Raw genomic sequence first — 15,345 nt, 5'->3', positions numbered from 1 at the left:
GCATCAGTAGGCCCCCTGCCCGTGGAGCACGGCACGCAGCGTCTTCCACAAGATCACTGTGTCCAGGGCGAGCGACCAGTCCTCCACGTACCGCAGGTCGAGGCGGACCGCCTCCTCCCACGGCAGGTCGCTGCGTCCGCTGATCTGCCACAGGCCGGTGAGCCCGGGCTTGACCAGCAGCCGCCGCCGGATGTCCGGGTCGTACGCGGCGCACTCCTCCGGCAGCGGAGGCCGTGGACCGACGAGCGACATCGCTCCGGTGAGCACGTTGAAAAGCTGCGGGAGTTCGTCGATCGAGTACCGGCGCAGCACCGCTCCCACCCGGGTCACCCGCGGATCCCGGCGGAGCTTGAACAGCAGGCCCGCGCCCTCGTTGCGGTCGGCCAGCTCCGCACGTGCCTTGTGGGCGCCGGCGACCATGGTGCGGAACTTGAGCATGGTGAACTCGCGGCCGTCCTTGCCGACCCTGCGCTGGCGGTAGAACACCCCGCCCCGGCTGTCCGCCAGCACGAGCAGCCCTACGAAGACCATCAGCGGTGCGAACAGCACCAGCAGGATCGCCGCACCCATCCGGTCGACGACCCCCTTGATCGCCCGGCGGCCTCCGGTGAAGGTCGGCATGCTGACCCGCAGCAGCGGTATCCCGAGCACCGCGTCGACATGCAGCCGCGGGCCGGCCACCTCCATCAGCACGGGGGCCACGATCATCTCGGCGTCGCTGCCCTCGAGGTTCCAGGCCAGCCGCTGCAGGCGGTCCGGTGACCAGTGCGGGTCGGGTGTGACCGCGACGACCCGGTAGCCGTCGTGGCGGACGTGCTTGGCGACGTCCTCCAGCAGGCCGATGACCGGCACTCCGTCCAACTGGTCGCCGTCGAGCCCGCCTTGGTCTCCGTCGAGCCCGCGGCCGTCCGTCGTGCACACCGCCTCCACGCGCCAGCCGAGGTGCGGGAACTTGCGGGTCCGGTTGATCAGGTCGCGCACGGTGGCCGGGCTCCCGGCGGCGAGCACCGGTCTCAGGCATCGTCCTTCCTTGCGCTGCTTGTGCAGCCACAGGCGGAGCAGATACCGCTCGGTCATGGTGACGAGCGCGATCGCGGGGACCGCGACGAAGATCCAGAGTTTGATGTTGCGCGAGGTCAGGGCGATCCCGCCGAGCGCCAGGACGACGGTCGCCGTGAACAGCGAGCGTCCGAGCCGACGGAATTCCTCGGCACCCTGGCCGAGCACGGCCGGAGCCCACGACCGGCTCACCGCAAGCGCTCCCAGCACCAGCAGTTGGGTGCCGAATGCGAGAATTCCCCACTTCTCGTGCCAGTTGGCCGCGTCCCGGGCCCCGAAGAAGTTGCCGATCGCCGCCACCACGAAGGCGGTGGCCACGGTATCGCTGGTGATCACGGCACGCCGGTACCGCTGCTCCCATTCGATCGCGGGCTGGCTGATTGCGCCGTCCGCCAGACGCCCGCGCGCCGACGGAAACGGGCCGACTAGTCCCCCTTGCCGCACAGAACCCCCCAAGGTCCCCAGTGGTTCGACGTGTTCGCCTCACACTGTTTCGCCCCCTGCGGGAGGCCCCCGCCTCCCGCCGTGCTGTTCCCCCCTCGGGAGGCCCCCGCCCCCCGCGCATGACATCCCGGCTATTTCAGAGCTACGTGAACAACCCACCCTGGCCGCAGCGGACTCGCACGTCCTGCCAGGCTCTTGAGGTGCGTAGGAACCCGTCGAAACCTCGGATGCCCCCCGCGCCTCAAGCCCCTCTCGGGCTCCACGAATTGATCACCCCCACGTCTGGCGCGAGAGACGCGGCTGCTGGCCGTCTGTATCGCCGGACCCATAGATCATCATTTGTCGCCTGGTGTCCCACCATGCGAAGCACGGTCAATCTAGACCATCGGGGCCCGTCTGAAGAGAGGGGTGTGTGGAATTTGTGCGCAAGATTTGAAGCCGGATGCATGGATCGGTGACCGCTTGCGGGTGCCTTGGCGACGAAAGACGTCCTGACCTGCCTCGTCACGACCGTTCTTGTACTTGTGCAAACAGATCCACAGTCATGTCATGTGGCTCAAATGCTCTGCGGGTGGGCGCGCAGCCGGCCTCGTCTTGCCAACAGGACTCATCGGCTCCCAAGGGGGCGCCCGGCGACGACAGTTACCACTGCCAGTGCTTGACCGGAAAACCTCTCCCCAGACAGGGGCGCCCGGCACCACCGGCGATGGACCCCCACGCGCAGCGATCGTTCGTTGGTGTTGGTGGCGCGAGCCGACCACACGGTGACCTCCTGATACGTCGCACACATCCGTACTTCGGAAGGACTCGCCGTGATCTACCGCGGTATCGACTGGGCGGAACGCACGCACGATGTCGCCCTGGTCGACGACACCGGCGCGCTACTGGCCAAACGCCACATCACCGACGACGCAGCCGGCTACACGCTGCTGCTGGAACTCCTCGCCGAGCACGATGACTTCGGGAAAGACCCGATTCCGGTGGCAATCGAGACCTCCCGCGGCCTGCTGGTGGCGGTACTGCGGACCGGCAAGCGGCAGGTCTTCGCGATCAACCCGATGGCCGCGGCACGTTACCGCGACCGGCACTCCGTCTCGCGCAGGAAGTCCGACCCCGGTGATGCCCTTGCGCTGGCGAACATCGTGCGCACGGACATGCACGCCCACCGGCCCCTGCCGCAGGACAGTGACCCGGCCCGAGCCGTCGCCGTCCTGGCCCGCGCCCAGCAGGACGCCACCTGGAACCGCCGGCAGATCGCCAACCAGCTGCGCTCCCTGCTGGGCGAGTACGACCCGGCCGCACTGGAAGCCTTCGCGCCCTGGACCAACGGCCTATGCCGACCCGAAGCCCGCGAGCTGTTCAAGACCGCCCCGACACCCGCCCGGGCTGCGCGGCTGACCCGCACCCAGCTCCAGTCCGCTCTCAAGCGGGCCGGCCGCCGGCGCGGCACCGCCGCCGAGGCCGATCGCCTCCGCGACGTCTTCCGCTCCAACTGGACCCACCAGCGCCCCTCGTCGAGGACGCACTCGGCAAGCAGACCCACGCCCTCCTCATCCAGCTGGAAGCCACCTGCACCGCCGCCGACCAGCTCACCGACGCGGTGGAAGTGGCGCTCCCTCAACACCCGGACGCCGAGGTGCTGCTGAGCTTCCCCGGGCTCGGCATCCAGCTCGCCGCCCGGACCCTCGCCGAGATCGGGGACGACCACACCCGCTTCGCCGACGCCCCCGGCCTGAAGGCATACGCCGGCCCCTCGCCCATCACCAGGGCCTCCGGCCAGAAGTCGTCCATCACGAGACGGTGGGCGAAGAACGACCGGCTCAACCACGCCGGCTACCTCTGGACTTTTGCGGCCCTGCGGCCTTCACCCGGGGCCCACGCCCACTACCGGCGCCGACGAGATGTCGGAGAAACGCGGTGTGTTCGTCGAACAGCCCGTCGCGGCTTGACGGCATAACCACGTGAGGTGTCCGGGGAGTACGAGGGACGCTGGGGAGCCCTTGAGGAGACACACCACCAGTCCTGGTTGGACCAGACCAATCCTGTCGGAATCGTTGACATGTACGGCACCCGCCGCAATTCTGAGAGCGCTCTCAACGAGAACCGGACGGCTCCACTCCGCCGGAATCGACCTCGTTGGAATCCCCCCACCCAAGGAGAGAGCGAGTGTCCAGAAGGCTGAAATGGCATGCTCTGGCGGTGGCGGCGGCCACCGCCACCACGGCGCTTCTCACGTTCGGCGCCCCCGCCGACGCGAACGCGGCCGTCCCGACGACGATCCCACTCAAGTTCACGAACAACTCCGGCCGCAGCGAACCCGTTTACATCTACGACCTCGGAACACTCCTCTCGACGGGCCAGCAGGGCTGGGCCGACGCGAACGGCACGTTCCACGCCTGGCCCGCCGGCGGCAATCCGCCGACGCCCGCGCCCGACGCCTCGATCACGGGACCGGCCAACGGCCAGTCGATGACGATCCGGATGCCCAAGTTCTCCGGCCGGATCTACTTCTCCTACGGCCAGAAACTCGACTTCCGCCTGACCACCGGCGGCCTGGTGCAGCCGGCCGTGCAGAACCCGAGCGACCCCAACCACAACATCCTCTTCAACTGGTCCGAGTACACGCTCAACGACTCCGGGCTGTGGATCAACAGCACCCAGGTCGACATGTTCTCGGCCCCGTACGCCGTCGGGGTCCAACTCGCCGACGGGAGCACCAAGAACACCGGCCACCTCAAAACGGGCGGCTACACCGGGTTCTTCAACGCCCTGCGCGGTCAGCCCGGCGGCTGGGCCAATCTGATCCAGACCCGGTCCGACGGCACCGTCCTGCGGGCGCTGGCTCCCGGCCACGGCATCGAGGCGGGCGCGCTGCCGGGCACCGTCATGGACGACTACGTCAACCGCGTGTGGCAGAAGTACAGTTCGTCGACGCTGACGGTGACGCCGTTCACCGATCAGCCGAACACGAAGTACTTCGGGCGGGTCTCCGGTGACGTCATGAACTTCACCAACAGCGCCGGAGCGGTCGTCACCAGCTTCCAGAAGCCCGACTCGGACAGCATCTTCGGTTGCTACAAGCGGCTGGACGCCCCCAACGACCTGGTACGCGGCCCCATTTCACGGACCTTGTGCGCGGGCTTCAACCGCTCAACCCTTCTCACCAACCCCAACCAGCCGGACACGAGCTCGGCGAACTTCTACCAGGACACGGTGACCAACCAGTACGCCCGCAAGATCCATGCGCAGATGGCCGACGGCAAGGCCTACGCGTTCGCCTTCGACGACGTCGGCAACTACGAGTCCCTCGTCCACGACGGCAACCCCCAGCAGGCGTACGTCACGCTGGACCCGTTCAACTGACGGACACCGAAAGGCTAGGGCCTGTCCGGCACCGGGCAGGTGGTCCGCTTCACCAGGTCGTGCCAGCCGGACTCCAGGCGTTCGAGGGGCATCCCGCACTGTCGCGTCAGGTGGTGGATCAGGGCGGGTTCCAGGTAGCCCATGAGGGTCTGGGCGAGAAGAACGCTGTCCGCGCCGGGCACGGCCTCGCGCAGGAGCATGACGACGTGGGTGAAGCGGACCCGGTACGGGGCGGAGCTGAAGCGGCGGGAGGCGTCCGGCTCGGCGGCGAGGTACAGGTCGAGCCGGTCGTGGATCTCGCGCAGGACCCGGCAGCCGAAGGCGTGCAGGCGGTCCGCCGGTGCCGCGCCGGGGCCGAGAGGTGGCGGGCCGCTGAGGAAGGCGGCCTGGAACTGCTGCTCGGTGTGGTCGAGCAGGGCCATCAGCAGGCCGGTGCGGTCACCGAAGCGGCGGAAGACGGTCCCCTTGCCCACCGAGGCCGCGGCGGCGACGGCCTCCATGGTCACATTGGCGACCCCGTGCTCCTCCACCAGGCGGGTGGCGGCCTCCAGCAGCCGGGCGCGGTTGCGCGCGGCGTCGGCGCGGAGCTGCGGCGCGGCGGGCCCGACGGTCAGCTCCAGCGGGACCGGGGCTCCCGAGGGTTCCTGCCCCCTCGGGAAGGGCGGAAGTGGGGTGGACATGAACACAGCGTAACGGCAGAAGGGGACAACTGGACCCTGGTCCGTTTAGGTGCTACAACATTAAACAGACCAGCAAGCGGACCTCGGTCCGCTTTATTGCCGCAATGTTTCGTCCCCGGGAGTTCCCCATGTCCGTACGCATCCTCGCGCTCGTCGGCAGCCTTCGCGCCGGCTCCCACAACCGCCAGCTCGCGGAGGCGGCTATCAAGCTCGCCCCCGAGGGCGCGGAGATCGAGCTGTTCGAGGGGCTCGCCGAGGTCCCCTTCTACAACGAGGACCTCGACGTCGAGGGCAAGGTGCCGGCCGCCGCCATCGCCCTGCGCGAGGCCGCGGGCCGCGCCGACGCCTTTCTGCTCTTCTCGCCGGAGTACAACGGCACGATCACGGCCGTCCTGAAGAACGCCATCGACTGGCTGTCGCGTCCGTACGGCGCCAGCGCCTTCACCGGCAAGCCCGCCGCCGTGGTCGGCACCGCGTTCGGTCAGTTCGGTGGCGTCTGGGCGCAGGACGAGGCCCGCAAGGCCCTGGGGATCGCGGGTGCCGCCGTCCTGGAGGACCTCAAGCTCTCCGTTCCCGGCTCCGTGACCCGCTTCGCCGAGACCCACCCGGTCGACGACGCCGAGGTCGCCGCCCAGCTCACCGAGGTCGTCGCCCGCCTGCACAGCCAGGTCGGCACCGCCAGCGCCTCCTGACGACTCCCCCCAGGGCCGGTCCGGTGTCACCGGACCGGCCCTTCGCGCGTTCCCGGCAGCCGCCAACCGCCTCCAACGGCTCCCGGTTGTCAGCGATCTTGGCGGAATCGGACCCTCCGGGCCAAGATGCCCGCATGAAGGGTGATCTCTTTTCCAGTGACCACATGGTGCAGCCCGCCGTCACGCCGGGCATGACCATCCAGAACGCCAAGTCGATCAAGTACGCCGTCAACGGCGACATGCTCGCGCGCCAGGGGGCGATGATCGCCTACCGGGGGAATCTGCAGTTCGAGCGCAAGGGCCAGGGCGTGGGCGGCATGCTCAAGCGGGCGGTCACCGGTGAGGGACTGCCGCTGATGACGGTGCGCGGGCAGGGCGAGGCCTGGTTCGCGCACGAGGCGCAGAACTGTTTCATCATCGACATCGAGCCGGGCGACCTGTTCACCGTGAACGGGCGCAACGTCCTGTGCTTCGACTCCACGCTGTCGTACGAGATAAAGACCGTGAAGGGCGCGGGCGTCACCGGCGGCGGCATCTTCAACAGCGTCTTCAGCGGTCACGGCAGTCTGGGGTTGATCTGCGAGGGCAACCCGCTGGTGATACCCGTCTCGCCGCAGCAGCCGGTGTACGTCGACACGGACGCGGTCGTCGGCTGGACGGCGCAGCTCCACACCTCGCTGCACCGCTCGCAGTCGATCGGTTCGATGATCCGCGGCGGCTCGGGCGAGGCCGTGCAGTTGAAGCTGGAGGGGGACGGCCTGGTCGTCGTACGGCCGAGTGAGGCGACTCCGCAGAAGGCACAGCAGCACTGACGCCGGGGGGAGACGGCGAAAGGGGCCCCGCCCGGTGGCGGGGCCCCTTCTTCTGGTGCCGTCCTTCTCGTGCCGTCCGTCAGCGGCCGACGGCCGGGGTGTTGGCGGTGGTCACATTGACGGCGGCCCACGCCGCGTCCACCGCCAGGTACTCGGCGCTGGTCGCCCCGTACATGTCGGCGGCGGCCTTGAGGGTCGCGGTCCGCGCGTCATGAAAGTCGGTCGTGGAGACCATGTAGCGGGTCAGCGCGCGGTAGAAGATCGCGGTCGCCTTGGCGCGTCCGATGCCGGTCACCCGCGAGCCGTCGTACGTCGGCGAGTCGTACTTCACACCGCCGATCGTCTTGCGGCCACTGCCCTCGGCGAGCAGGTAGTACGCGTGCGAGGAGACGCCGGAGCCGGCGTGCACCTCGGTGTCGTACGCCGCGGGCGACCAGTAGTCGATGGTGCCCTCCAGCTTGTCCAGGGAGGGGTGGTCGAGGCGGCGCAGGAACTTCTGGGCGAGGCCCAGCTTCTCGCCCATGAGGTAGTTGGGCGGGTTCTTCGGGTTGTTGGCGGAGAACTCGACGTTGGACCCGAAGATGTCGGCGAGCGACTCGTTGAGTGCGCCCGGCTCGCCGTACTGGTTGCCGCGCGCGTCCACCCGGGTGGGTTCGAGGGCGGCGGTGGCGTCGACGACGCCATGGGTCAGCTCGTGGCCGGTGACGTCCAGGACGACCAGCGGCTTCTTGAACATGGCGCCGTCACCGTCGCCGTAGAGCATGCAGCCGCACGTCGAGTCCCAGAAGGCGTTGCCGACCTTGCGGCCGAAGTGGACCATCGCGCGGGCGCCGGTGCTGTTGTTCTTGATGCCCTTGCGGCCGAAGGTCTTCTTGTAGAAGTCCAGCGTCTGGGTGATGCCGTACTGGGCGTCGACCGCGGCGGTGGTCCGGTTGGCGGTGGTGCCGGTGCCCCACTTGTTGGTGGTGCTGGTGAACTTCGTGCCGCGCGAGAAGGCTTCCAGTTCCGCGCCCTTGGCGTCCCTGGTCTCGGTGTTCCACCGGGTGGGGTCCTTGAGGAGGAAGCTGGTGCGCGCGGTCCGGGTCGTGGTCAGCGTCACCTTGCCGGCGAAGAGGGAGGTGCCGCTGCCGGTGGCCTTGACCGGGTAGCGGGCGGCCGCCGTCGCGCCGAGGAGGCCGGCCGGCTGGGTGGCCACGCCCGTCTCCGGGCTCGCCGTCTCGCCCTTGTCGCGCAGCGTCTTCTCCAGGTGCGGCGAGATGAACTCGTCGCTGTCGGGGGTGTTGCTGCGGATCCGGCCGCTCTGCGCGTCCACGACGACCGTGCGGGAGCCACCGGCCTCGGTGGTGTCGCTGTCGGTCACGCGCACCTGGTAGGCGAGGGCGGCGGCGCCGTCGCGGGCGTCGACGACGAGTTCGGCGCTGCCCGCGTCGCCCTGGGCGACCACGGCGGCCTTCTGTTCGGCCTGCTGGGGCGTCAGCTTCGCCTCGGTCGTGGCCGGCTTGACGGCGTGGTCGGCGGCCCGGGTCACGCCCAGGTAGGCGGACTGCTTGCCGAGGTGGACGACGAGGTCGCCGCCGAGCACCGGGAGCCCCTGGTGGCTGCGGACGAAGCGGACGTGCTGCTTGCCGTCCGGGTCCGTCATGACGTCCGTGGCCCGCAGGGTGTCACCCGGGCCGACACCGGTGGCCGGGGCGTGGGCGAACGCGGCGGCCCGGGCGGCCTCCACCGGCGAGGAGGCCGAAGTCGCGGCGCGGGCGGGCGAGTCGGGCGCCGCGAAGGCGGGGCCCATCGGAAGCGTGGCCGCCGTCGTCACCGCGACGGCGATCGCCACGCGGCGTATGTGGGGTCTACGCACTGAGTTCCTTCGAACGGGGGCGGCCGGCGTCGCCAACCGCCCTGAGGCACGGCGCCGTTGAACGCCGTGGAGGCTGTCGGGCCCTCCCGACAGATGCGACGAGAGGGGCGGTGGTTGCCCGATGAGGTCCACCAACCCGCACATGTGATCGAGGTCGCAGCGCCTCCGGCCCACATCGGGGGGAGCCGGAGGCGCGCAGGTGTCAGATCGTGCGGTGGGCGAGGGAGGAGAGGAGCGTCCGCAGGTCCGCGGCGGGACGTGGGGCCAGGGAGGCTCCCGCCAGCAGGGTGTCCGCCGCGGTGAGATGCCGGCGCGCCGCTCCCAAGGCCACCGTGCGACCGCCCGCCCGCTCGACCAGGGTCGCCGCCCGGCGTACGGCGCCGTCGTCGAGGACGGCGGTGGAGGCGAGGAGTTCGGCGAGCGGGGAGCGGCCCGGCGCGGCCAGGGCGGCGAGAACGGGGAGGGTCTTCTTCCCGTGCCGCAGATCACCGTGCACCGGCTTCCCGGTGACGGCCGGATCGCCCCAGATGCCGAGCAGGTCGTCGGCGATCTGGAAGGCCACCCCGAGATGCCGTCCGGCGCGGTCCAGGGCGGCGGCCGTCTCCTGCGGCGCTCCCGCCAGTCCGGCACCGAGGGCCAGCGCGCAGCCGAGCAGGGCACCGGTCTTGTGCTCCGCCATCGCCTCGTACTCCCCCGCGCTCACCGCGTCGGGGCCGGTCCACGGGCGGTGGGCGAACAGCAGGTCGTCGGCCTGACCGCGGACCAGGTCGCGCGAGGCCCTCGTCAACCGCCGCACGGCCGCCGCGGCGTGGGAGGTCGCGGGCGCCGCGGTGAGGGTCTCGACGGCCAGGGCGAAGAGCGCGTCGCCCGTGAGGACGGCGGGGCCGGTGCCGTACGCCTTCCACACGGCGGGACGGCCGCGGCGCAGCGCGTCGCCGTCCATGATGTCGTCGTGCAGGAGCGAGAAGGTGTGCAGCAGTTCCACCGCCACCGCGCCCGGCACGCCCGCCTCGGCGGAACCTCCGGCCGCCTCGGCCCCGAGCACGGCGAGTGCCTGTCGTACGCCCTTGCCCTGGCGGTGGGTCGCGGGGGCGCCGCCGACCTCGCAGCGGCCGAGCGCGTAGCCGGCCATCTCCGCCACCCAGGGGTGCAGCCCGTCGATCGCCTCCGCGAGGGCCGGGGCGACCAGTTCGCGGCAGCGCGCCAGGATCTCCGGGGCGGCGGGCGGCGCCGTCAGGACCGTACGGGGAGAGGTCATCGGGCGGCCTCCGTGTCCGCGCCCTCCGGCGGGGTGAGGCCGAGTTCCGTCCGCGCCCGTTCGACCATCTCCCGGGCGTGTCGCAGCCCGATGCCCTCCAACACGTGGGCCAGTTCGGTGAGTTCGGCGGCGGTCTCGGCGTGGTCGCGGCCGAGCCTGGCCAGGGACTTGACCAGCCCGAGCCGGGACAGCGCCCGGCCGCGCGGCTCGCTCATCGCCTCGAACTCCGCCAGTGCCTGCGTGTAGAGGTCCCGGGCCCGCTCATAACGCCCGGCCCGGTAGAGGACGTTGCCGCGCATCTTGTGGTTGTAGGCGAGCGCCCCGGACAGGTTCATCGCCCGGCAGGACACCTCCGCCTCGCTCAGCAGTGCCAGCGCGCGGTCCGGGTCCCGGTCGCGTACGGAGACGATGTCCGCGAGGCCGCGCAAGGCCCAGGCGTGGCCGCGCCGGTCCTCGGCGCGCGCGGCGATCTCGGCCGCTTCCTCGAACAGGGCGTACGCGGTGTCGTAGGCGCCGGTGTTGCGGTGTATCTGTGCGATGCCCTCCAGGGCCCACACGGTGTGGCGGGCCTCGCCGCGCTTGCGGGCCTCGGCCAGCAGTTGTTCGTGCAGGGCGGTCACGGCGGCGTAGTCGCCCTGGATGCGGCCGGTCTCCGCCATGCCCGCCAGGGAGTAGCCGCGTACGACGACGTCCCCGGACTGCTTGCCGAGTTCGGCGGCCAGTCGCAGCAGCCGCCAGGCCAGCGGGAACGCCCCGCGCTGGCGGGCCAGGGTGCCGCCGCTCCACAGCGCCCACGCCATCGCGCCGGTGTCCCGGGCCTCGCGGGCGGTGCGGTAGCTCGCCTTCCACGCCCGGTCGGCGTCGGCCACCTGCCCGAGCCTGCGGTGCGCCTCGGCGACCGCCAGGCCCGAACGGGCCGCCTCGGCACGGGCGCCCACGCGCTCGGCGGCGCGCAGCTGCTCGGTGCCCGCCGCCAGGACATCGGTCAGCGAGGAGTTCACGGACAGGGTGGTCAAAGCGCCCTGGTACTCGGGGGCGAAGGCCTTGCCGTACATGGATCCCTTTCGATCGGCCGACTTTCACGGACCGGCGGCACCCGACGACTCGACTCCGCACCTCACGTATACACACCACGTATACACACTTTGTATACACGGAGAGTATAGTGTGCTGGATTTCCACTCGGGAATCCCTGCCGTATCGCGGTTGTCGTGCCACCCATCCGTTGTCGATCAAGACGGCGACGGCGGGCGCCAGGTTGCCTGTCGCGAAAAAGAAGCGCGAACCTCCCTCGCCCCAGGCATAGTTGGGCCCCGTGTCAGACAGAGAACCAGAAGCGCAAACGATCCCCGAGGGCCCGATGCGCCCCGGCGAGTTCCCGATCGACGCCTCGCTCGTGCGACGGCTACTGGCCGCGCAGTTCCCACGGTGGGCCGAGCTACCCCTGAAGCGCTTCCCGTCGGCGGGTACCGTCAACGCCCTGTACCGGCTCGGCGACGACCTGGCCGTACGCCTCCCCCGGATCGAAGGGGGCGCCGAGGACGTGGCCAAGGAAGCGCACTGGGTGCCGCGGCTCGCCCCGCTGCTCCCGGCCACCCTCCCCGAGATCCTCGCCACCGGCACACCCGGCGAGGGCTACCCGTGGCCCTGGATGGTGCAGCGCTGGCTCGACGGCGAACCCCCGCGCGCCGACCGTCTCACCGATCCGCTACCCCTGGCCGCCGACCTCGGCGCCTTCGTGGCCGCGCTACGCCGGGTCCGGCTGCCCGACGGGCCGACCGCCTACCGGGGCGTGCTCCTGTCCACCGCCGATGCCATGACGCGCGCCGCGCTCGACGAGCTGCGCGGCACGATCGACACCTCCGCCGCCACCGCCGCCTGGGAGGCGGCGCTCGTCGCACCCGCGTGGACCGGTCCGCCCACATGGGTCCACTCCGACCTGATGCCCGGCAATCTGCTCACCCGCGGGGGCCGGCTCGACGCCGTGCTGGACTTCGGCACCGTCGGCGTCGGCGACCCGGCCTGTGACCTCATCCCGGCCTGGAACCTGCTCCCCGCCGAGGCGCGGGACACCTTCCGGCGGGCGGCGGGCGCCGACGACGCCACCTGGGCGCGGGGGCGCGGCTGGGCCCTGTCCATGGCGCTCATCCAGCTCCCGTACTACCGCCTCACCAATCCGGTGATCGCCGCCAACGCCGAGCACGTCATCCACGCGGTCCTCACGGAGGCCGACGCCAGGCCCTGAGACATCAATGGAACGTATATTCGAATACGGAGTATGCTGGAGGCATGTCCACGCACCTCCAGGGCTCGCTGTTCGACCAGACCGACGAGCTCCACCTCAGTCAGCTGAACGCGATGCGCCGGACGGTCCTGGGCGACGGGGCCTGGATCGACCTGTTGCCCGGATGGCTCAGCGGCGCCGACGCCCTGTTCGCACGGCTCGTCGACGAGGTGCCGTGGCGGGCGGAACGGCGGCAGATGTACGAGCACGTGGTGGACGTACCGAGGCTGCTCGCGTACTACCGGGCGGGCGACGCGCTGCCGCACCCGATCCTCGACGAGGCGCGACAGGCACTGTCCGCGCACTACGCCCGTGAGCTGGGCGAACCGTTCACCACCGCGGGCCTGTGCTACTACCGGGACGGCCGCGACAGCGTGGCCTGGCACGGGGACCGGATCGGGCGGGGCGCACGGGAGGACACCATGGTCGCGATCCTCTCCGTGGGCGCGCCGCGCGACCTGTTGCTGCGCCCGCGCCTCGGCGGGGAGACCGTACGGCGCCCGCTCGGACACGGCGACCTGATCGTGATGGGCGGCTCCTGCCAGCGCACCTGGGAGCACGCCATTCCCAAGACGGCGCGGGCGGCGGGGCCGCGGATCAGCGTCCAGTTCCGTCCGGACGGCGTGAACTGAGACGGGGGCGGCTGTTCCGGTCCGGCAGCGTCCTTCGCCTCACGGCGTCAGGAGTGCCTGGACCGTGGGGCCGTACCGGTCGACGATGTCCTCGATCGCGGTGGCGCGCAGCCGGGTGCCGCGTGCGATGCCGTACATCGCGCCGAGCCCGAGCAGTGTGCCGACGGCGAGTTCGGCGCGCAGGTCCGCGTCAGGGCCGCTCAGCCGCAGGGCGAGGCGGTCGCTGACCTGGGTGCGGAAGTTGGCGCGCATGATGTCGCCCTGGTCGCCCTGGCGCGGGGCGAAGATGATCCGCAGGACGGGGTCGGCTCCGCGCTCGGTCTGGCCCACGAGCACCTGGCGGACCATGTGGGGGCCCAGTCGGTCCAGGGGTGCGTCCAGGAGGGCGGCGGCATCCGTCTCGAAGGACATCACGCGCCCGAAGAGCGCGTCCTTGTTCCCGAAGTACTTGAGGATCAGCGGAGCGCTCACCCCCGCGCGGTCGGCGATCGCCTTGAGCGTGATGTCCGCGTGGGCGTGCCGGGCCATCAGATGGCGGGCCGCGCGGAGGATGGCCTCCTTCGTGGCCTCGGCGTCGCGGCGCGGTGGGGCGATCGGGGTCGCGCTGAGGCCGGGGGGCGGAGTGGACACGGTGCTCAGGCTCCTTCGAATGCCTCGTCCCGAGGTGCGTCCGAACTGCCGGAGGCCCGTCGGGTGTCACGGAGGGTGGGGTCGGCGGGTATGACGAGGGCGGCGACACAGGCCACCAGTGCGACCGTACCCGCCATGGCGAAGGCCAGCAGATAACCGTGCAGCGTGGGGATCGGGGCACCGCCGACGAGGCTGGTGTGGTGGACCAGGATGGCGGCGACGGCGGCACTGCTCACGGCCTGGCCGACGGTACGCATCAGTACGTTGACGCCGTTCGCGGACGCGGTCTGCCCCGCGGGCACCGCGCGCAGGATGAGGGTGGGCAGCGCCGAGTAGGAGAACGCCGTTCCCATCGCGCAGACCGCGGAGCCCAGCAGGATCACCAGCAGGCTGTGGCTGTTGATGATGCGTATGCCGTAGCCGGCGGCGATGACCAGGGTGCCGAGGGCCAGCGTCACCCGGGCACCGCGGGCCGCCGAGATACGCGCCGAGACCGGCGAGAGCAGCAGCATGATCACCCCGCCGGGCAGCAGGACCAGGCCCGTCGCCACGATGGACAGCTCGAGGCCGTAGCCGGTCGCCTTGGGTGCCTGCACCAGCTGCGCCGTCACCAGGGAGTTGGCGTAGAAGGCGAAGCCGGTCAGAAGCGCCGCGACATGGGGCAGGGCGACGCGGGGGCTGGTCGCCAGTTTCAGGTCGACCAGGGGGCGTGCGGCGCGTAGTTGCTGCGCCCACCACAGGCCGAGGACGCAGACGCTCCCGACGAACAGGCCGAGGATGCGGGGGCTGGTCCAGCCCCACTGGCCGCCCTGTGACACCCCCAGCAGCAGACAGGAGAGCCCCAGGGCCAGGCCCAGCGCGCCGGTCATGTCGAAGCGGCCCGGCTCGCGGACGGGGGACTCGCCCACCGCCCACCAGGCCAGCGCCGTCCCTAGGGCGCCGACCGCGGTCGTCCCCCAGAACATGACGTGCCAGCTCGCGTACTGAACCACCATCGCGGCGATCGGCAGGCCGAGGGCGGCGCCGATCCCGACGGTGGAGCTCATCAGTGCCACCGCGGAACCCGTGCGCTCGGGCGGGAGTTCGTCCCGCAGGAGGCTGATCGACAACGGTACGACGGCGGCCGCGGCCCCTTGCAGGGCTCGGGCCGCGATGAGTATGCGGATGTCGGACGTGAGGGCGCACATGAGCGAGCCGACCGTCATCATCCCGAGGGCGATCAGCAGCACCTTCTTCTTGCCGTACATGTCGCCGGCGCGGCCCAGCACGGGGTTGAGCACCGCTCCGGTCAGCAGCGTCGCCGTCACCATCCAGGACACGGCGCCCGCCGACGCACCCGTCAGCCGCGGCAGGTCGGGCAGCAGCGGCACCACCACCACCTGCATGACGGCCATGAGGCTCCCGCCGAGCGCGAGGACCGGGACCGTCAGTCGGTCACGCAGTGCCACCATGAACTCTCCAAGAGTCGGCGCGAAGAAGGAGGGTGAATAGCAATTCACCATAGCTGGTGAATTGCTATTCACCCAATGGGCGCCCTACTTCAGTTGTCCGGGCGCGCGGTCGATCCGGTAGTACAGCTGCGGCGGGATGCTAGGGATCGGCCTCAATTGATCACGTAGGGCAGCAGGCAGGTGCG

General features: G+C 70.7%; 12 protein-coding genes and 1 pseudogene. 6 read left to right on the top strand and 7 right to left on the bottom strand.

Annotated elements, in window-relative coordinates; genetic code table 11:
* Nucleotides 1–3: 3 nt before the first annotated feature.
* Entirely contained in the window at nt 4–1,503 is a 1,500-nt protein-coding gene (locus tag KVT44_RS11655; protein ID WP_217566964.1) for a sugar transferase, read from the bottom strand.
* Between the two features lie 812 nt (nt 1,504–2,315).
* Between KVT44_RS11655 and KVT44_RS11650 the strand changes: the two are divergent.
* A pseudogene (locus KVT44_RS11650) lies at nt 2,316–3,415 on the top strand (IS110 family transposase); the annotation flags it as partial.
* A 287-nt stretch (nt 3,416–3,702) separates the two neighbouring features.
* Nucleotides 3,703–4,866 (top strand): glycoside hydrolase family 64 protein, encoded by a 1,164-nt coding sequence (locus KVT44_RS11645; RefSeq protein ID WP_308313971.1) that lies wholly within the window; start codon nt 3,703–3,705, stop codon nt 4,864–4,866.
* 14 nt (nt 4,867–4,880) lie between these two features.
* On the opposite strand, the gene KVT44_RS11640 is transcribed toward KVT44_RS11645, so the two are convergent.
* Nucleotides 4,881–5,546: a TetR/AcrR family transcriptional regulator gene (locus KVT44_RS11640; protein WP_190172044.1), complete on the bottom strand. Its 666-nt coding sequence runs from the start codon at nt 5,544–5,546 to the stop codon at nt 4,881–4,883.
* Between the two features lie 128 nt (nt 5,547–5,674).
* Here KVT44_RS11640 and KVT44_RS11635 point away from each other — a divergent pair, with 128 nt between their 5' ends.
* Complete coding sequence (locus KVT44_RS11635) at nt 5,675–6,238, top strand: NADPH-dependent FMN reductase (RefSeq protein WP_099924572.1); 564 nt, start codon at nt 5,675–5,677, stop codon at nt 6,236–6,238.
* A 134-nt stretch (nt 6,239–6,372) separates the two neighbouring features.
* On the top strand, nt 6,373–7,050 hold the full coding sequence (locus KVT44_RS11630) for an AIM24 family protein (protein ID WP_099924571.1): 678 nt from the start codon (nt 6,373–6,375) through the stop codon (nt 7,048–7,050).
* A gap of 79 nt (nt 7,051–7,129) precedes the next feature.
* Here the strand turns inward: KVT44_RS11630 and KVT44_RS11625 are convergent, their stop codons facing one another.
* The 3 genes from KVT44_RS11625 to KVT44_RS11615 all read right to left on the bottom strand — a co-directional run bounded on the left by KVT44_RS11625 (nt 7,130) and on the right by KVT44_RS11615 (nt 11,218).
* On the bottom strand, nt 7,130–8,905 hold the full coding sequence (locus KVT44_RS11625) for a M4 family metallopeptidase (protein ID WP_217566962.1): 1,776 nt from the start codon (nt 8,903–8,905) through the stop codon (nt 7,130–7,132).
* 202 nt (nt 8,906–9,107) lie between these two features.
* On the bottom strand, nt 9,108–10,163 hold the full coding sequence (locus KVT44_RS11620) for a polyprenyl synthetase family protein (protein WP_217566961.1): 1,056 nt from the start codon (nt 10,161–10,163) through the stop codon (nt 9,108–9,110).
* A complete protein-coding gene (locus KVT44_RS11615; protein WP_217566960.1) occupies nt 10,160–11,218 on the bottom strand; it encodes a tetratricopeptide repeat protein in 1,059 nt (352 codons plus the stop codon). Before KVT44_RS11615 ends, KVT44_RS11620 begins: the two co-directional genes overlap by 4 nt.
* Before the next feature lie 305 nt (nt 11,219–11,523).
* Here KVT44_RS11615 and KVT44_RS11610 point away from each other — a divergent pair, with 305 nt between their 5' ends.
* Both KVT44_RS11610 and KVT44_RS11605 read left to right on the top strand, forming a co-directional pair.
* Nucleotides 11,524–12,408: an aminoglycoside phosphotransferase family protein gene (locus KVT44_RS11610; RefSeq protein ID WP_217567027.1), complete on the top strand. Its 885-nt coding sequence runs from the start codon at nt 11,524–11,526 to the stop codon at nt 12,406–12,408.
* Nucleotides 12,409–12,452: 44 nt separating this feature from the next.
* Complete coding sequence (locus KVT44_RS11605; RefSeq protein WP_217566959.1) at nt 12,453–13,079, top strand: alpha-ketoglutarate-dependent dioxygenase AlkB; 627 nt, start codon at nt 12,453–12,455, stop codon at nt 13,077–13,079.
* 39 nt (nt 13,080–13,118) lie between these two features.
* On the opposite strand, the gene KVT44_RS11600 is transcribed toward KVT44_RS11605, so the two are convergent.
* Nucleotides 13,119–13,718 carry a TetR family transcriptional regulator gene (locus tag KVT44_RS11600; RefSeq protein ID WP_217567026.1) on the bottom strand — a complete coding sequence of 200 codons (600 nt, stop codon included), beginning with the start codon at nt 13,716–13,718 and terminating at the stop codon, nt 13,119–13,121.
* The gene (locus KVT44_RS11595; RefSeq protein WP_217566958.1) at nt 13,715–15,160 is read right to left on the bottom strand and encodes an MFS transporter; all 1,446 of its coding nucleotides are present in this window, start codon (nt 15,158–15,160) and stop codon (nt 13,715–13,717) included. Before KVT44_RS11595 ends, KVT44_RS11600 begins: the two co-directional genes overlap by 4 nt.
* Nucleotides 15,161–15,345: the final 185 nt, after the last annotated feature.

The organism is Streptomyces sp. GbtcB7, assembly GCF_019091445.1.
Lineage (GTDB): Bacteria > Actinomycetota > Actinomycetes > Streptomycetales > Streptomycetaceae > Streptomyces > Streptomyces mirabilis.
The sequence above is the reverse complement of the archived record's forward strand: the minus strand, read 5'-3'. Positions and strand labels throughout refer to the sequence as shown.

Coding starts and splice junctions, on each gene's coding strand:
- KVT44_RS11640 (WP_190172044.1), bottom strand. CDS start 5,546: ATGTCCACCCCACTTCCGCCCTTCCCGAGGGGGCAGGAACCCTCGGGA.
- KVT44_RS11635 (WP_099924572.1), top strand. CDS start 5,675: ATGTCCGTACGCATCCTCGCGCTCGTCGGCAGCCTTCGCGCCGGCTCC.
- KVT44_RS11630 (WP_099924571.1), top strand. CDS start 6,373: ATGAAGGGTGATCTCTTTTCCAGTGACCACATGGTGCAGCCCGCCGTC.
- KVT44_RS11620 (WP_217566961.1), bottom strand. CDS start 10,163: ATGACCTCTCCCCGTACGGTCCTGACGGCGCCGCCCGCCGCCCCGGAG.
- KVT44_RS11615 (WP_217566960.1), bottom strand. CDS start 11,218: ATGTACGGCAAGGCCTTCGCCCCCGAGTACCAGGGCGCTTTGACCACC.
- KVT44_RS11610 (WP_217567027.1), top strand. CDS start 11,524: ATGCGCCCCGGCGAGTTCCCGATCGACGCCTCGCTCGTGCGACGGCTA.
- KVT44_RS11605 (WP_217566959.1), top strand. CDS start 12,453: ATGTCCACGCACCTCCAGGGCTCGCTGTTCGACCAGACCGACGAGCTC.
- KVT44_RS11595 (WP_217566958.1), bottom strand. CDS start 15,160: ATGGTGGCACTGCGTGACCGACTGACGGTCCCGGTCCTCGCGCTCGGC.